The 17,906-nt window shown below is 49.7% G+C and carries 8 protein-coding genes and 1 pseudogene; 5 read left to right on the top strand and 4 right to left on the bottom strand.

The window, feature by feature from the left end:
* Positions 1-125: 125 nt before the first annotated feature.
* The 4 genes and pseudogenes from BLR25_RS21200 to BLR25_RS05185 all read left to right on the top strand — a co-directional run.
* A pseudogene (locus tag BLR25_RS21200) lies at positions 126-521 on the top strand (lyase family protein); the annotation flags it as partial.
* A gap of 103 nt (positions 522-624) precedes the next feature.
* Positions 625-834, top strand: coding sequence for a hypothetical protein (locus BLR25_RS05195; protein ID WP_091934778.1), 210 nt, complete (start codon positions 625-627; stop codon positions 832-834).
* Positions 835-1,031: 197 nt separating this feature from the next.
* Positions 1,032-1,430, top strand: a complete 399-nt coding sequence (locus tag BLR25_RS05190; RefSeq protein WP_091934775.1) for a hypothetical protein — start codon at positions 1,032-1,034, stop codon at positions 1,428-1,430.
* A 59-nt stretch (positions 1,431-1,489) separates the two neighbouring features.
* The gene (locus tag BLR25_RS05185; RefSeq protein WP_091934773.1) at positions 1,490-4,258 is read left to right on the top strand and encodes a CHAT domain-containing protein; all 2,769 of its coding nucleotides are present in this window, start codon (positions 1,490-1,492) and stop codon (positions 4,256-4,258) included.
* Between the two features lie 47 nt (positions 4,259-4,305).
* On the opposite strand, the gene BLR25_RS05180 is transcribed toward BLR25_RS05185, so the two are convergent.
* From BLR25_RS05180 to BLR25_RS05165, 4 genes are all read right to left on the bottom strand, one after another.
* On the bottom strand, positions 4,306-8,043 hold the full coding sequence (locus tag BLR25_RS05180) for a tetratricopeptide repeat protein (protein WP_143009767.1): 3,738 nt from the start codon (positions 8,041-8,043) through the stop codon (positions 4,306-4,308).
* A gap of 113 nt (positions 8,044-8,156) precedes the next feature.
* Entirely contained in the window at positions 8,157-10,472 is a 2,316-nt protein-coding gene (locus BLR25_RS05175; protein WP_091934769.1) for a hypothetical protein, read from the bottom strand.
* Positions 10,473-10,715: 243 nt separating this feature from the next.
* Entirely contained in the window at positions 10,716-13,334 is a 2,619-nt protein-coding gene (locus tag BLR25_RS05170) for a hypothetical protein (RefSeq protein ID WP_143009766.1), read from the bottom strand.
* A 294-nt stretch (positions 13,335-13,628) separates the two neighbouring features.
* Positions 13,629-17,066 (bottom strand): DNA-directed RNA polymerase, encoded by a 3,438-nt coding sequence (locus BLR25_RS05165; protein ID WP_091934764.1) that lies wholly within the window; start codon positions 17,064-17,066, stop codon positions 13,629-13,631.
* Positions 17,067-17,589: 523 nt separating this feature from the next.
* On the opposite strand from BLR25_RS05165, the gene BLR25_RS05160 reads away from it, so the two are divergent.
* On the top strand, positions 17,590-17,906 hold a 317-nt coding region (locus tag BLR25_RS05160), incomplete at its 3' end, for a hypothetical protein (protein ID WP_143009765.1).

Raw genomic sequence — 17,906 nt, 5'->3', positions numbered from 1 at the left:
AATCTATGCGTCGTCGAAGTTGCCTTCATCGGCTATCGTCTCACCATGCTCATCGGAGACGCTGGCAAGCGTCTGTTGCCACCGAGATTCGCCTCTAGCTCCGCTACGCGATCGTCGAAGCTTGCCAGACCAATCTGCTCAACCTTGCCGAACGCGAGGTCGCGATACCGATGCCCTGTTGCACGCACTTGCAGGTCGCCCAGACGGTGACCTTCGGCCACCGTCTGGTGGCCTAGTTCGAAATGACCAGCCGCGACGGCGAACGCTTCGCCGACGTCCAGAAGTGCGTCAATGTCCTGCCGTTCGGCGCCGCTGCGCTGGCCGGCACGACCTGTCCTATCGGCCGCGAATTCGTCGCCGCCGAACTCGACGTTGCCGGCATCTGCGAGAACTAGCTCGACGCCATCTCCGATCGCGATTTCGCCATCGAATTCTGTGCCGCCGCGTCGCTGCTGATAATGCACTTTTCACGCATGTTGGAAGAATTAGTGTTGTGGATGAACCCGCGCTTCGGCATAGTGTGCGATCTTGGGTGCTGATTCATCATGCGAGCAGTGCAACAAAGAAATGGTTTGAGTTTGCCAAACCATAATGTCCGTCCCCCAATTTGGCGATCGGTTGGGAATGAATCTGCCGCAAAAATTGCTCGAAGCAGAAATTTTGGACAAATTGATATATGAAAAATGTGAAGAAGAATCACGTTTTGTGCAGAATATGCCAAGTGGCTCTGTCCGAGAACATATAAGGCAGCTTGAAAACATCAAGAATGCAATATCGAATTTCTTAATGGAGTCCCGTTTGAGCCTGATGGCCGAGAAGAAAGGCACGATGTGAAATTTGTGAACAGTCAACGGGGGCTTCCCGGGAGACTGCCGCGCATTGACTTGAGCGAGTTAGTGCAGGCGCAAATAGAGCTTGAGAAGAATGGAGTTCGACGCGGTGCGCCTGACTCGAGCGACGAGAGAGCAGCTTATTATCGGGCGTTATTTCGAACTTTATCGTCAGAGCATCATAAACTTAAGGAGTAGCCTATGAGCAGCAAACAGGTGGTTCGCTCATTCCTCAATCGGAAGAACTTGCTGGCAATCATTAATCTGGTTGTGGTCTTCTTCGCCCAGCTCGGCTCATCGTACGGTCAGGTGTTATCTCATGAGCAGTCATTAGATGAATCGAACTTAGTTCGCGGCGATAGTGAATCCAGGCAAATTCTCCACTCAGTCGCACCAGAACAACAGTTGACACGGTTGTTGAAGGGACTAGAGCAGCTCAAGTTATTGCATTCAGTTCGGCGCATAGATGGAAAAATACTCCTTAAAATCGAAAACATCGACGTAGAACAGCAGGAGATGGCGAGATTCTTTGTCGAACAGCGCCTTATCGTTCCATCGAACCGAAGCCTTTTGATTGAGATAAAAGCAACGAAACCGTGAGATCAAGGCATCGACCAGAGTGCGCCGGGTAAATTGAGGTCTCTCTTTCGAGAATTACCATGTTGATTTACAGAATTATTTGTCTGAAAGTGACAAAACTAACTAATGTAGAATCATATTCGATCTTTAGTAGAACCTTCTTTGCCGAATTCATTACGTTAGCCGCTCGAATAATTGTTGTCGCGTTTTGTCTTCTGACGACAAATTCCCTTGCTCAAACGACATTGCCGTCAACTGGAAAGGAACTCCAGTCCACATTGATAGGCTTGGAAAAAAGTATAAATACTCGCCCGATTGAACTACTTGAAAATCTTAGAGGTCTGGCAAAACGTTATGCCGAAATCGGTGACTTGCAGAAGTCCTTGGCTTTTTCGTTAAAGGCGCTTTCCATTTCAACACAATTAGAGAGAATTCCCGTAAGGCAAAAAGCCATCGATTTCCTCCTCGTTGGGCAGATGGAATTTAAAATAGATAATATCAAAGAAGCGGCCGAGTGCTACGAAAGATTCGTAACCTTGAATAACTTGGCTGACGAGCCAGTGTTGAGTGGGACGGTGCTTGCGGATTTTACACAGGGTCTAGCGGAACTAGAAATACGCCTAAGCGACTACTCTAAAGCATCAATGTATCTCAACCTAACTTTGATCTTGAAGGAAGAGCTGCTTGGCAAGGATCATCTTGATTTAGCAGTCACACTCGATGCTTTGGCGGCTCTTTACGGAGAAATTGGAAACTTCCCGAAAGCTTTTGCCATTGCTGAACGAGGTTTGAAGATTCGGGAAAAACACTTACCACCTGATGACGTTGCGATGGCATTAAGCTATGGCACGCTCGGCACAATTCATGCGCACAAGAAGAATTGGGCTGAATCACGAGCCTTTTTTAAGCGTGCATACGATTTGGCCGAAAGAAAAATAGGGCCAATGCCAGAAGAGATCGCGGCACAACATAGAAGATCGATGGAATCAGAGGAAAATCCATCGCATTCCGTGCCGCAGCCACAGGCTGACATTGGCAAATCTGGTAAATCAGATATTGTTGATGATCCAGTCCTTCAGATGAGTTTGGCAATCCGTTTCATGGAAACCGGGCAGCATGGGCAGGCTCGAGAATTTGCCTACAAATCTCTACGACTGTTGCTCAACGATAAGAACTTTAACCATGACCTTCTTGCCAATGTACTCTGGGGTACTTCCGGCGTTGAGTTTATAGCGGGCAACTCCGAGTTAGGGATCTATTTCGGTAAGTTGGCCATTAATATTTTCCAATCGCTTCGCGAAAATGTAGCCAAGATATCTTCAAGCACGCGGCGTTCATTTTTCCAGAAGAAATCAGAGTCGTACCGTTCTCTTATTTTCATGCTGATTACCCAAGGACGCCTTGTCGAAGCGCAGCAAGTCGTATCAATGATGAAGGAAGATGAGTATTTTGACTTCATCCAAAAAGATAGTCGTTCAGACCCACGCATTTCTAGAGCTGTCCTCACAGATACTGAGCGTCGATGGACCCAGATTCTTCGAGATAGAGGCGTCGAACTATATCAACTTGAGAGTCAAAGGGTTGAACTCGACAATAAAATTTTAAAGGGTGAGAAAATCGACGCGGAGCAAATAGTCAATCTTGAGGCAGAGATTCTCAGGTTGAGAAACGCCTTTTCCGATGTCTTGCTACTCGACATAAAGAAAGAACGCAAATCTCAGTATAAAAGCGAATATCAACAGATGGTTAAGAATAGCCGTCTACTGAACCTCTCGAGTCAACTGGGCAAAGGCGTTGTTATTTTGCAATACATCGTCTCAGATGCTGGGGCGCGAGTTATTCTGACGGGAGAGAATACACTGTCAGCCCGCGATATTGCGACGACGAAAACCGACCTCTTGACGAAGGTTTTTCAGTTTTCAGGATCAATGCATCCAAGCCGAGATCCCATGCCGATCGCAAGGGATCTTTATGACATTCTTATTGCTCCTGTCGCTCAGGATATAAAAAGACTTGGCGCTACTACAATCATGATATCGCCAGATGATGCGCTTAGGTATTTACCATTTTCGGCGCTCCATGATGGCAAGCGATACTTGATTGAGCAGTATCGGCTTTCGATGTTCAACGACGTAGTCAAGGATAATTCGTATCTTTCCCTCAATAGGGATTGGCGGGTGGCGGGTTTTGGGGTGACACGTCAGCATCAAGGTTTTGAGCCACTGCCATCCGTTCGTAGTGAGATTGAGACCATAGTAAGAACTGATAAGGAGCAAGACGTTATTGGCATTTTTCCAGGAAAAATATTTCTTGATCAAGATTTTACAGAAAACGAACTTCGAAATTCTCTAACTCCTGCATTTCCCGTTTTGCATATCGCTAGTCACTTTAGGTTTCAACCGGGGGGGGAATCAGAGTCTTATCTGCTGTTAGGTGATGGGCGGCGTCTCTCGCTGGCTGATCTTCGAAAGGGTGATTGGAATTTTGGATTCGTTGATCTCATCACTCTTTCCGCTTGCGAGACGGCCAAAGGGGGCGATCACGATGCAGACGGTCGGGAAATAGAAGGACTTGCGGCGCTAATCCAGAATCAAGGGGCAAAAGGCATTATCGCAACGCTTTGGAGGGTGTCCGATAGAAGTACAGCTATGCTGATGCAGAATTTTTACAGATTTCGTCAGGACAAGCTCTCAAAGGCTGAGGCCCTGCGTCAGGCGCAATTGAGCCTGATTGAAAGTGGCGCTTCCAAAGGGGCTGCCACCAATTCAAGCGACGTAAGGCAATTTTCACGAGGTCTTGGGCACCCTTATTATTGGGCTCCGTTCGTACTTATGGGTAACTGGCTTTAGGCTGAGAACTTTTCCACCGAATAGAACAGCGCCTAACCCGTTATATATTAGAGGATCTGAAGTTTTCTATCGGTGACTATTGAATGTAGATCTTCTAACTCTTTCTGTATCGTGTTCAGCGTGTCGTCAATCAGTCTGAGACTGGTCCAGCTTTCTTTCATCTTTTCTTTTCTGGTCCAGAGAACCAACACCGCCCTGTCGTAAGCGTAGCGAGCACTTTCGAGGTCGCCAATATCCTTGAGAACTGCACCCTCGTTGGCATAGGCTCCGGCAATTCCGCGCACCCAGGCAAGAGGACATTGATCACCCAGTCTATCCAGAAGGCTTTGACCTAAGTTCGTCGACAGCCGGAAACAATTTTTGGCTTCAACGATTTTTTCCTCACTTTGCGTCTTAATGGCGATCTGATGTAAAGCATAGCCGTAGTTTGTGTAGGTTAGAGCCAATGCATACGCGCAATCTAGGGACCAACTTTCTCCCATTTCATGTTGCAAGTCGATTTGCAGCTTAATTGATTCATTATAGTTGAGGAGCGCTTCCTCGTAATTTCCGTTCGAACGCAAGGCGAGAGCCGTATTCATATGAGCCGTTGCGAGGTCATTACCCCAATTCCTCAGCCAATTCTCTCCTTCGTATTGGCAACGCAAGCTCTGTCGTAGATCGATCGCACGCCTTAGATTGACCACGGCTTCTGGAATACGTCCCATGCTACGCAAAGCGTTGCCATAGTTTCCATAGGCGCCGGCCAGATTATTCATCCATTCTGCCTCCCAATGGGAATCCATTCGGTGGCGAAGAATCTCCCGCAACCTGACTGCATGCTTGTACGAAGCTAGCATCGCCTTAACATTACCGGTCAGACTCTGATTCTTCCCGCGGTTCATGTAATCTGCGGCAAGCTTTTCGATTGATTCCAGAGGCCACTGCTTTCGCAGTCTCAAACGCAGTTTGCGTCGGATACCAATAGCTACTGTGAAATCTCGTTCAGCGTTTAGCGAATCTCCAAAATTACTGAGCGCGTCGCCGCGGTTTGAGTAGGAAGAGGCTAAGCGTTCATCCCATTCACTCGGAAATGAGTTAGCCATAAAGGCTTTGAGTTGCTCGAGAAGGCAAATTCGCACTTGATATATTCGAATTGCTTCTCGGTGGCGCTGACTTTTTTGTAAATCGATTGCTCGATCCTGGACATAGTCGCAGAGAGCAATAATGCCATTCTTGTATTCCTTCAAAACCTTTTCGAGGTCTGTGTTAGATTCCACGATATGGGCCGCGAGATAACGGAGTTGCCACTGCTCGCTTGAATTCAAGTCAATTTCGTTCCACAATCCCCTCCTTAAGCTGACAGTCGCTGGTGGCGAAATTGATGTTTCAAGCTCGAATCTCTTGAGAATGTTTTCTGCGAGAACTCGATGCGCAGACATGACGTGTTCCGCATACCGCTCCCGGACGATCTTCGTCACTCCCGCTGGCCCTAAGTAGAAACGCGCCTGTCGCTCATCTCCTTCTTTCCAACTCCCAAGAATCGGTTTGAGAGAATATAATGCGTACGCCAACGGCGGAGATATTATTCCTTGGCCGTTCCCATTGCACCGTAGACTGAGAATGTCGAGGGGTAACCCATGCCAATCGTCCTGATCCAACGGGAGACTCTTTTTATCCAACTCATAGGCCTCTGCGGCAGCTGAAAGATGTACGAGAATGCGGATAAATAGTCCCCCCATCTTCGTGTGGTTGCGGTGAGTTGCCTCTATCTGATCGAGGAAGTGCCCGAACATACGATCCGGTGGCGGAAGGTGCTTGATCTGTTCATATTGCAGCGATGTGTTCGCTAGCAAATCGCTGATATAGGCCAGATACAGAAAGAGGCCGTCGGCTTGCTTTATCGTTTCTCGGAACAACACGTTAGGATTCGGTTTGCCATTGCCATTTACGCTCTTTGGATTTTTTTTCCATGCATCGATAACTCCATTCATTCGCTCGTTAAAATAGGCTCGCAACAAACTCTGGTATGACGAAAGGTCGGTTGTCACCGTGTAGGTCGAAGACTTTTCAAGTCGGTTTGCCAAGCGTCTGCGTAACCATGGCGCAAGTTTTTCAACCGGTCGGGAGGTAATCAGGAAATAAATGCCATCGGGGACTTCGTTCGGGGATGGCAAGAAATCCGCAATCGACCGTTCGCTTTCTTCGACAGGGGATAACTCATCAAGTCCATCGATACAAATCAATAGACAACGTTGATTTCCTGCGGCAGCACGAAATTTTGCAAGCCATTCGATCAGGTTCTGAGACGGCTTATCTGCTTCAATCTTGAGCTGTGGCAATCCATTTGTACCTGGCACGACGTTCAACTCATCCTCGAGTTGGCGTTGGAGCGTATGACGAAACTGTTCCAGAGAATTTCGGTATTCACGACGAACATAGAAAACGACAGTCCAAGGATTCCCGGCGAGCGGTTTTTCCTTAAGACTGTTCCGGTGTCTTGGATCAAGGCCGGAAATGAAGGTTGATTTCCCAATATGTCCAGGTGCCTGTAACCACCAAATGCGTGAAGAACCGTCCTTGCAGCTTTTTAGGAAAGTATTGAGTTCGCTGCGCAGGTACCCTGGGGATTTGTAGTTTTCCGAAGACAAAGCGAATTCGCTTAGTTCGTTGACTACGTTGCGGTCCAGTACTTTACCTCCGAGATCGGAGCATTCATCTTCAAAGGAGTGTAGCTCTATTCGGGATAGGGCATTGGCTTCGTGAAGCAGATCGGGTTCATCTTGCCCATATACTTCCAAGCCGTGCCCCTGAAAGAAATCAATGAAGCCAAATGACTGGCTTCTTTTGCCTGGATGATTGCACCGATCAAAAAGAAAAACGTCATTACTATGGCAGGCCATACATCTGCGCAAGGCGATGTATGGCGCCAAACCGAGCTGCGGACCATTCTTGACCCTACGAAGGAATATCGGGATCAAGGAGCGCACATGGGGATCGTTGTGGGAACGCTTATGATTTTCGGCGATGCTGTTACAGCCCATAAGCGGAAATCCGCTTTCGGTGCGCAATTCTATGCCATTCCATATATCTGCGATCTTGCTCAATGCAGCATGCAGGTTCTTGAGAAGCTCTTCGAGTCCCTTCGTCTTGCCGATTCCATGGACCAAGTCAATGTAGTCCAGCTTTAGAGCGCCATGACCGAATTCCGAGTTTCTCCACTCCGAGATGGCAACTAAAGATTCCAGTAGACCTAAATCGTTTGAACTAGATAGAAGATGCGCTATCTCGGGAAACGCCAACGTGGCTTTAGGTCTTCCAAGGATATATATGGCGCACTTTTGGCCGAGAGCCAGCCACTCGTTCATTGTCGGTGCTTTGCCGAGGAGCGATCGGTGAATCTCTTTCTTGATCTTGAATGCCTGCTCGGTGTCATTCGTCAGAATCTTATCGTTCTTCAGAATATCCTGGATCATCACGCAGGTTGGGATGCGGATGAGTACTTCGCCAAGGTCTTTGAGTAACCAAGCGGCATCAGCAACCATGCCTTGCCTTAGGAGCTCGCGCAGCCGATGATACTCTTGAGCAATTGGTCCGGGCCAAGTTTCCAGAACTACCCCGACCCAGTCCTTAGAATCGGCAAGTTGCTGGCACTTCGACGCCACCACTGACCCGACAGGGGAAAGATCAATGTCTTTGGCAAACGCCAGTTTGCACTTCTCACAGTAGCCTCTGCCCTTGCTTACGTCGTAGAGCACGTCTTGGCTCAACCTGCAACGAGGACAAGCAACTTCATTCAGCTTCAACTGGGTCCCCTCAACCTGTTGTGCTCTGTCCATTTATGTGTCTAACATTGCGAATCGTCCATGTCATGGATATCACCTATCAATGATAAGCGGATGAAATAGCTATGAATACTTTATCGGAAATTGAATGGCAGTACTTCATGGAACAGCTTCAAAGGATCGTACGGATTTTTCAGAAACGACTCCAATTGCTTGATACGTTCATCGGCAGTTGGCAACAACTGCCGAAGACCAGGCAGTACTGAATCGGCTTCCCTCCACGAATCTCCCCAAGCAACACAGACCGCTCTACAGCACGCTCCAATCAGTCGAACAGTTGGCCCCTGTTGAGAACCAAACGCAATAGCCGCCGCGGTTTGTGCATGCTTGAGAGCACCTTCCTTATCACATGGATACAACAACATGGCGCGATATATCTCAATCAATGGCCAAGGATGCGCAGAGCCTGAGTGCCAGTTCTTACGTTGAGATAGGTAAGCCTGACCCAATTCTTCATCTTGGCAGGTAACGATCCAGCGGAGGAGGGTATGGTGTCGGTACTGCTCAATTTCGTTTGAAGCTGCGAGCCGCTCTACTGAAGCGTCTAAATTTTTTAGGTAGTCTTCCAGCTTGGCGCGTGCGTTCGAATTATCCAAAGAGATGTCGTCCATCGCCGCGATGGCTGCATAACAGGAGGTCTGATCAATTTCCTTTTCACGCACTGCACGGTCGGACAATTTTTCGAATGCCTTAATGGCTTCCGCAAAGGCATTTCGCGCCTTAGCTAGGTCGCCGCTAAAGGCGAAATGTTGACCAAGGCTCGAATAACTCTGTGCCCAGTAACGCAATCCCGGAATTGCTGGAGCACCGATGACCCACCGCTCCAGCACGTCCTTTGAACTACTAAAGTCAAATCGATTCGTTGCAGCCACTGCGCGGTGAAGGTCTGCTTGGCAACAGAGGGGGGCCACTTCATCGTGCAGTTTGCCAGAGAGTGTAGTCAGCTCTTCAGACCAAGCGCATTCCGTCTCTCCGCGATGATTTGAGCGCGCTAGGCTTACCGTCAGCCATACAAGACGCAACGCATCAGAAATCTTTTCGTCACTCGGCTTGGCCTTGTCCAGCCAATCAACCATCGCACCGAGTCGTTCCAATATAATGGAACTGCCAAACAGATATTGCTCCGTTTCGGCAAGGTATGTCTGCCAACGCGCTTTGTCGCGGCGTGCGACTTTTGCGACAGCGTCGAGAATGGCACTTGTAATGCTTGAGGGGTGCTGCGCCTCGGAAGATGTTACCAATGCTGTCCAATACGTTGGCGATAGTCCTCCTGGGTGATCCCAAGCGTCCCAGCATGCAGCAAGGTCATTTGGCGAGAAATTAAGGAGGCAAGTGTCTATCAGACCGCTACGTTTTCGGCGCTCTTTCGACGAGTTATTCGATGACCCCCATGTGAATGCAAGCGCGTCGGCATAAGCTAACAACGGATGGCCGTCCTTCGGTTGTGTTGACATGCGAAGGTTGATTAGTTTGGCACGATCTGGCCATGCGCGCGCCAACAAGGCCAAGGCATCTCGACATATAGCGTCAGGCTCCATTCCAGGCTTATAAGGAGGGCGAGCTTCGATAATGACGTTCACGGTGGTCGGGCCATCGATCGGGAGAAGTCGCAGAACCCAGTCGACCAAGACCCTCATGCCGTCAAGCCACCGCTCTCCGGGGTTTCTTGGCAGAGATGAAACAGGGAAGCCGATTACTCCGCATCGGGCATCAAGAATCTTTTGGACTACTCTGTCTACCTCCGTGTTAGTCTCGTCTGCAGCATGCCAACCTGGCCGAAGCGGGCTCAGTCCTGGATTGCTTGAGTCAATCAGCAGACCAACAAACTTCCCTTGCTGCCCCGGTGTCGCAACATTGAAACTCTTACCTGTCTCGTCCATTAGCAGAGTCCAGTCTCTTAGTGGTCTAAGGCCACGGATATCATTCGCATGGATGGAAGTTGGCCTCAGTTCCTCGTGTGCTGTGTTGACTCTAACGACCGGTTGTACTGCCGGGATGGTGCTCTGCCGTGCCACAACGGTTGATAGTGGCAAGCCATTCTTGGCTCGATCTCGCTCCTCGTTTAAATACTGCTTCTTTTTGGCGGCGCCTTTTTCACGATTGGCGTCCATCGTCTCTCGTAACTGCGGCAATGCCAAGTCTTCAGCTCTTGCAACCAGCACCTCCCAGGCCTCCACTTTCTTGCTGCCGGCTCCTTCCTTGTAGGCCGCTTCGATCAGTGACCTTGCGATTTTGCGTTTGGCAACCAATTCATTGGCGATCTCTACCCGCTCTGGATAGTATTTCTGAAGCTCCTGACATAGCCCGTATATACGTTGATCGGTGTTGTCGTGCCAGCCAAGCAATAACTTCTCGATATTGTTTAGTATGACTTCTGCTGGGCGCGGCATATATCCTCCTGGACGAGTTGTCTGCCTAGTGCTGAACGAAAAAAATACTTCGATAACTAAGTTATATTAACTGCACTCAAATTATGACAATTAGGATTGTAAGTGGACTTGGCAATAGTTTGCAGCTGAAATTACTTAAGAAATTGATGAAAATCCAGCGCTTGATCAACGTTCAGTGGCAAGTCATCTCTTACGCCGAGGAAACAAGGTGGCGTGGCAGAACGCCGCCTTTTTCACAGGGAGTCAGTGAAAATTAAACGGTAAAACCTTCTGTAACATTTCCATCGGATGCCCTGACGGTTCCGCCAGGAAACGCCGCAAATGGACTATGTATTCGTTCGCTGCCGGTAATTGCCCTTCAAGCGTACTAATCACCGCAGGCCCTTCGGGCCACGCTTCGCCCCACGCCATCGCCACTGCACGGCAGCACGCGCCTATCAATCGAACCACTGGCCCTTGAAAGTTGCCACTCGCGAGTTCATAGGCCTTAATGGCGTGCCTGCACGCCTCCGGCTTGTCTGAGTCTACCAACAACATCCCGCGGTAAAGCTCAATTAGTGGCCATGGGTGCCCATCACCGCATTGCCATGATAAGCGCTTTGAGACATAAGCGGCCCGTTCGTTCGCGTTCCCCCGACCGATCAACCATCGCATCAACAGATGATGGTGATACTTGTTAGCGGGCGCATCACTCACTGCTAGGCGATCGATTGCTTCAACTATCGGCCCGATCACAAATTCGACGGCCTTGCGAGCCTCATCTGCTTCGCCATATTCAACATCGACCAGCGCCCTGTAAGTCGCCGTTTGCAGAACGTCCTTGCGCCGCTGATCGTCATCGCTGAGTCTCCCAAACGCGTTGATCGCAAGCTCGAACGCTTCCTGCGCAGATTTTGGCGAATTCAGAAAAGCTGCATGCTGCCCGAGGCTGGAATGTACCTGAGCCCAGTACCGCAGCCCCGGTACCTGACAAGAAATAGACCGCCAATGCTGTAATAACTGCGACGCGCTTGCAAAATCGAATCGATTGGTTGCCGTCACTGCCAGATGCAGTTGTGCCCAGCAAACCAACGGAGCATCTTCATCCATTAACCGCTGGCAAAGGTCTTCCATCTCCTTCATCCATTCCTGCTCAAGCCCACCTAGATGATTTGCATTGGCTAGACGCGCCGTTAGCCACAACAAGCGCAACCGGGGCGGGATTTTGCCATCGACCGGGCGGAATTCTTCAAGCCAATTGACTTGTTTTGACAACACGCCAATGTCAATCGCCTTACTATCAAGGTGATTGCAGACCTCGGCAACTAATTGTTGCCAGAGCACCTCGTCAGATCTGTACGAATCGCCCAAACGTTGAAGAATCGTCGTCGTCAGACTGCCGGGAGTTCCCACATCCGGCTGATCTAGCAAGCGACTCCAGTCCTGTGAGCGAATCATGATACCCCGGTCGAGCCACTCCCAAGCACGCAAGAGTTGTTCGGTATTTCCTTCGAGGAAACACCTGCCACGCAATTGGGTCGCTTCGAGGCGGGCACGTGAGGCCTCGTTGGGGCTTCCCCAGGTAAATGCCAATGCATCGACAAATCCATTAAACGGAGAACCCGCCTTGTCGATAACAAGAATGTCCAGACTGATCAGGCGTGCACGTTCCGGATATGCCAAGGCTAGACGCCGAATAGCATCGCTTTCGATCGCCTTCCATTCCATCCGGGGTGCAAACACATCCCGATTCTCTATCTTGACCTTGAGCGAGGTCGGACCGTCAAGCGGTAACAGACGCAACACCCAGTCAATCATACTTAATACCCCAGCCGCCCAGCGTTCGTCTGTGCTGACTGGAATTTGCTGCACCGTCAACCCGAAAACGCCAACATTCGCATTCAGGACGGCCTGAACCACTCGGTCTTGTTCTTCGAGGGATTCTTCCTCTGCGTGCCACCCCGGACGCAGCTTAGGCAGACCGTGTCCTTGATCGGGAACTAGCAACGCCACCCATCGCCCGACTTTATGATTCGTGGCCGACAACTCCAGCGCCTCGTCGGAAAAAAGACTTCCGGTTTCATCAATCACCAGCGAGCATGCGGGCGCTGGCTTTTGCCGACGAATGTCTTGGGGATGCATTCCGTTTCTCGGTACGGGAGCAAAGGCCCGCGATTGCGGAGCGATGCTGGGGAGCAAAACTGACCGTTGGACCAGCTGCGGCGGAACCACATTGGTCAGCTTGCCGGACTCCTTTCTGCGTTGCGTTTCTTCTCTTCGACGGTATGCGGCATCACCACTATGTAACGCCCTTACCCCTTTGTCCTTGAGGTAGGGGACTAGTTTACAAAACGAATCCAATGCCTTCTTGGCTGCATCGCTCTGTCCCCCAGAATTGTAGGCGGCGTTGTAGATCGCAGCCAGCCGCACTTTGATCTCTTTACCTTTCTTTATTCTTTCGACGATTTGTCCCTCGTTTCCAGGGTGCCACCGCAAAAGTTCATCTGTACAGCGCTGGATATCTACCGAGTGGTCACCATCCCACGACGCGAATTTCTGGATTTCAAATAGAATTTTGCCGACCGTTGGTACTGTCGTTTCCGGATGCACCGATGCCACTTGGCCTGGATAGGGCAACACCGCCGGTTTTGTAGAGGCTTGGTCTTTGTCCGCACCGCTAACATAGATCGCCAAACCATCTTCCGGCACCGTGACCGAACAAATCGTTTCAGACGTGATTTGTTCGACATTCGCTGCCCCACCGGGTACCGGGCAGGTGTTTTCGGTAACGGCCTCCGCTGCCGCATGACCATTATCCGCCTGTCTTTCGTTCTTCACTCCTGAGCAACAAACCGGTGCTGGATTGACCAAGGAATTTGTCATTGTTTTACCTATTATGGAAATTATCCAAGCCGCAAAATTCGCCTATTTCCGTACTGATCCGAACGAACGGCTGACAGTCTTGTCGCCTGATGAGCTAGTCGCATTTTTTAAGTACCAACCCATTCTATTTGTACCTTTGACTGAGTCGGCTTCGTTTCAGGGAAAGAAATACGTCGAGATATTGCGTAGAGCAAGATCTATTAAATCCCCTCCAACAGGCCAATCGAGTTCGATGTAGTCAGACGCAAATACCAGAAATTTCTTGATGTTGTTAGTCTCTCCCTTTCCCATCAATCATGCGAAGAAATACAAAGAATCTTTGCACGTTGATAGATCCGGTAGCGCGCTTTGACTTGGCCATTCCAAGTCAATTCTATCCGATGCAAAAATCATCAATTTGTCAATTGCTCGCCGCAATTCAGCTTGCTCCTTTTCGATCTGCGTATCGATTTTCTTGATGGCTTCGGCGCCGTTCTTAGCCGCATCGCCTTTTTCTTTTTCCCATTTCTTTTGAGTGGCTATTTTCACAATTTCAGCCAGCGTAGTTGCTTCACATGCCAATTGGTTTGCTATAACCGAGTCCCTGCCCGCCCAACCAGCGACCATATTGTAGATAGCCTTTTCGGTCTCTGAGAGCTTGATATGGTCCCTAAACTGTTCAACTGGTATAGATGGAGCACGAGCAGCAATACTTAAAACAGCGCACCATTGAAGGAATCTGGTGAAAGGAGATGGCTCCGAGCCTGTGCGCATCTTGGCTGAACCATTGTACATGCTGATAAATGCTTCCCGAATACACTCGGAAAGGACCGGCAAGTCAGCAGCGTGGACGCCAAAGGAGTCATGAATAACCGTAAAGTCACTTATGCCGCGAACTGTAGCAAGTTGGATCGTCTTAACAAGATGGGTGCTGTCCATGCTGTGAATAAAATTCGGCAGTATTCCTGATTGCTGATAACGTTCATGAACATCATTGGAGATTCGCTGCCCGGTGAATTTTATGCGGTTATGGAATTTTACGTATTTTTTTGCGCTTAAATCGACAAATCCAAACGTCGGACTGGTGATGCGACAATCAATAATGGTCTTGCTCGTTCTGAAAGCGCGTTGAATCACGGGCAGACCAGACGGTGCCTGCCACAACATGGGCTGCCCACTGCAAATAACAGCCTTTGCAGATGACACAAGTTCTCGCTTGAATTTTCCAATTGATGGGAATTTCTTCGTCAATTGCGCGCTGAATGCCAAAGCAATAGACTCTGCCAATTTAGTCAGGTGAATCAGCAAAGGGTTTATTTTGCGGTTATTCTCATCCACCACCTTTGTCATGCTTTCAGCAAAATTCTCAAGCAGGAATTGACTGAATGTCTCTCCCAATTGCGTGGGTTTGACGATACCGCGTTCTTTTGGAAACATTCGTTTTTGCAGACTTTCACAAATTGCCTTGATCGTTCCGGAATCGCCTGCGCCGTACGGAATGATCATTACAACGTCTTTTGCCATATCCCGATCTATCAAACTGTGCGCGCTAGCGAAGGATGCATAAAGATCTTCGGACGCTTTCTTGTCAATTTGGCTTTGCACAAGTTTTTTTACTTGTAGATATATATCCTGCGGAGGCCCTGGCAACAGGTTGGTTGCCGAGATAAGTACTGGATCTCCTGTCAGAGCTGCAATGTGTTGTAGCCCATTGCAAACGCCATCGACGTGGACGGGAAGGTGACTGATGACTTGGGGGCCGTGGTCAAGGTAGTCTGCCCAGGCAAAGCAAAAAGCAAGGTACGAATAGGGGTTCTTAGCCTTCGTCCAGCCCAGGTTTTCAAGTGGGTTGGCCGCGAAGTTGCGGATATTTTTCTCCTGTTTTTTTATCCAGGCAAGCCGCTCATCACGGGTTAGCGGTCGCTCTTCCTCGATTCCCAAGTCTTGGAGGATTTGCTCGAAGCGAACTTGTTGGCTTCCATGCACCGCGAGATAGTCCGCACCATGCGCTGTAATTGTTTTGCCGTTTGCGAACTCAAGCAATGCTTTCGACAAGTCTTCGCCTTGCGGTGAGAGCCATTGAGCCATGGGGTAAAGTCGGCCACGCGTATCTGCGTTATAAGCGAAATAGAAAGACTTCCCTTCGTCATTGTTCTCATTTCGGCAGGCAAGCTCTTCGACCACGTTCCTGGTCAGTCGCCAACGTAATCTATCTCCACCTCTTTCCTTTTGTTCGGCGTCAAACGCTTTCGGCGCAAATTTCGTCTTGAGGTAGTCATCGTAGCCCAACGCCGGTGGTTCTTTTCGTTTCCCCTTTTTCGTGAGCAAATCGACGCGAGAGAGTAGCGTGGCAACGACAGCCCACACCCGTTGGTTGATGCGAAATGGCGTCGATTGAATTCGGTTGACTGTATCAAGTACCGGGCTAATTTCCGGGGTGCGACAAATCTGAAGAAAATCGCGGATTCGGTCGTTCTTGAGATAAAACTTGTAGAACCCGACTCGCCTCAAGTAGTACCCCCCCCGGTGGAGGGCCCCCATTTCCCATTTTTTTGGTGGGACAATCAATGGCGCATTGACCGGAACCGAGTAAATTTCCGGTGTGTTGGATATTTTGTTGATGCGATCTAGCAACCATGGCGTAGGCACCCAAGATGCCCGCAGGTTTTGCCACATCACCTCTCCGTCCGGCATCGGGGGGGTTCTACGATCAAACCAAGGAAAATTACCATCCCCTTCTCGTGCAACGGATGCGACCAGATTCACGAGCGCCGTCGAAAACTCTTCTGCGGCCTCGCTGAATGGCTTGGCAACTCGGTCCAGGGGGGGCTGTTCGTCCTCAGTCGCGGTTGAAAGCGATATGGCACGTGCTTTCGCAAGAGCGGAGGGGCGTTTGTGTTCACGCGGACGAACAGGGGCTTGCAAGGCGTTTTCAAATGCCTTTTCCAGCCGGGACTCGAAATCAATATCAAGGAAATCGCCGTTCCCACTGGCATTGGCTTTTCCGGAATCCATTAACCACGTGGGGATCCGTACCTCGCCCTGAGAGAGCCAGTCAATCATGTTGAGCAAGAAGGATTGCCAAACTCTCTGGTAAAGCTGTCGTTCTGGCATCCAAGGCCAATCAGTACCGGAGTCAAGAGCCGATTTTGAATCGATAGCGTCGTTGTCTTCGTCATTGCCGGAATCATCGAGATCGGCGGAGAAGCCTTCATTGTCAGTTCCGGAGTCACTTTGCGTCGTCATGACACTCACAAGCATTTCATTGAGTGTTCCCAGGAAAACAATCTCCGTAAATGCAGAAAACTGAATCTGCTCGGGCGACAACTTAACCTGATTGCTCTGCCCCGGCGATGACTGCTCCTGATTGCTCTGCTCCGGCAATTCGAGAAGGGACCAGAATGTTCGAAGATTGCTCGGCTTGCCGCGTTTGGGCTCAAGCAATTCTTTGAGAGCGGTTTGTACCGGAGCGAGAATATTTTCGCGCAGATGCGTTCTTAGATCCCCAATCGTTTCATTTTCTTTCGGCTTATCACCCAATAAGAGTGTCAGGATCGCTTGTTCAAGTAACTCGCGTGAGCGAAATTCAAGGGAGCCTTTCCCTTTACTTTTTTTGGAAACGAATCGCTCGATTTTCCTGATGCCGATCGATCTTTCTCTTTGAAACTGCTTTTGCATCTTCAGTTGGTCGAGCGTCTCCGGCGAGTTATCTTCCCCCGTGGCCGTATCGAATACATGAGACGAATTATTCATATGTCCTCCCTGTGTCCAGTTAATTCTCACAATAACAAATATTTACGGCCAGGAATAGTAATTAGCCCCACTAGAAAGAAGAATGCGGCGTGGCTGCGTTGTTCCTGTTTTGTTGTCACCCCTCCGCTGTGCTCAAGACACGGCATACAGTTCAGCGTCATACTCGTCCCGAGTATTGTTCCGCTGTCTTAGATTGACCCGATGGTTGGTCAATCGCTTTTCCTTTGCTGTTCGTTTTCCTGGCTTCTTGCCTGAATCGGTGGCAAAGCGTTTCTTCCTCGATGCGTCTTCCATGAAGCCCTGCCGCTTCACCCCAATCTCAGACGCAATATCCCCGTTGTGCTGCTCGTTCCATCTCTACCCGCGTAGAGCTCCTGTCGGTCGTTTTCAAGAGATTTGATCTCAAGGCAAATACGCCCCATTTCGATTTGATCGCGTGTTGTTTGACGCATGGCGAGTTCGCTTCGCCATCACGACACTCGCGGATCTTTCGCCCATCACGTCCCTTACAGGAGGAATCATCATGGCCAAACCCAAACTTGTTGTCATCGACGGACAGGCTCGCCAAGTCAGCCACGACTCCCGCATCGTCGATGTCGTGCCAGAGGACGTCTCTTCGGTCGTCACGCACGACTACACACTGATTCCTCGCGCGGACTTCAGTCGCGTTCCTGTCCCTCAGGGATTCCAGACAAATCTGTCGGCAATCAACAAGGGAGGAGCGAAGAAACTGGTGGTTAAGGATTGCCGGCCATCCGAGAACCTCTACAAGGTCAGCGAATATCGCGGAACGTTCTATGTCTACCGCGTCGATCCCGGCTTATTCAGCGACGACCTTTA

Source organism: Propionivibrio dicarboxylicus, from assembly GCF_900099695.1.
In the GTDB taxonomy this organism is placed as follows: Bacteria; Pseudomonadota; Gammaproteobacteria; order Burkholderiales; family Rhodocyclaceae; genus Propionivibrio; species Propionivibrio dicarboxylicus.
The sequence above is the reverse complement of the archived record's forward strand: the minus strand, read 5'-3'. Positions and strand labels throughout refer to the sequence as shown.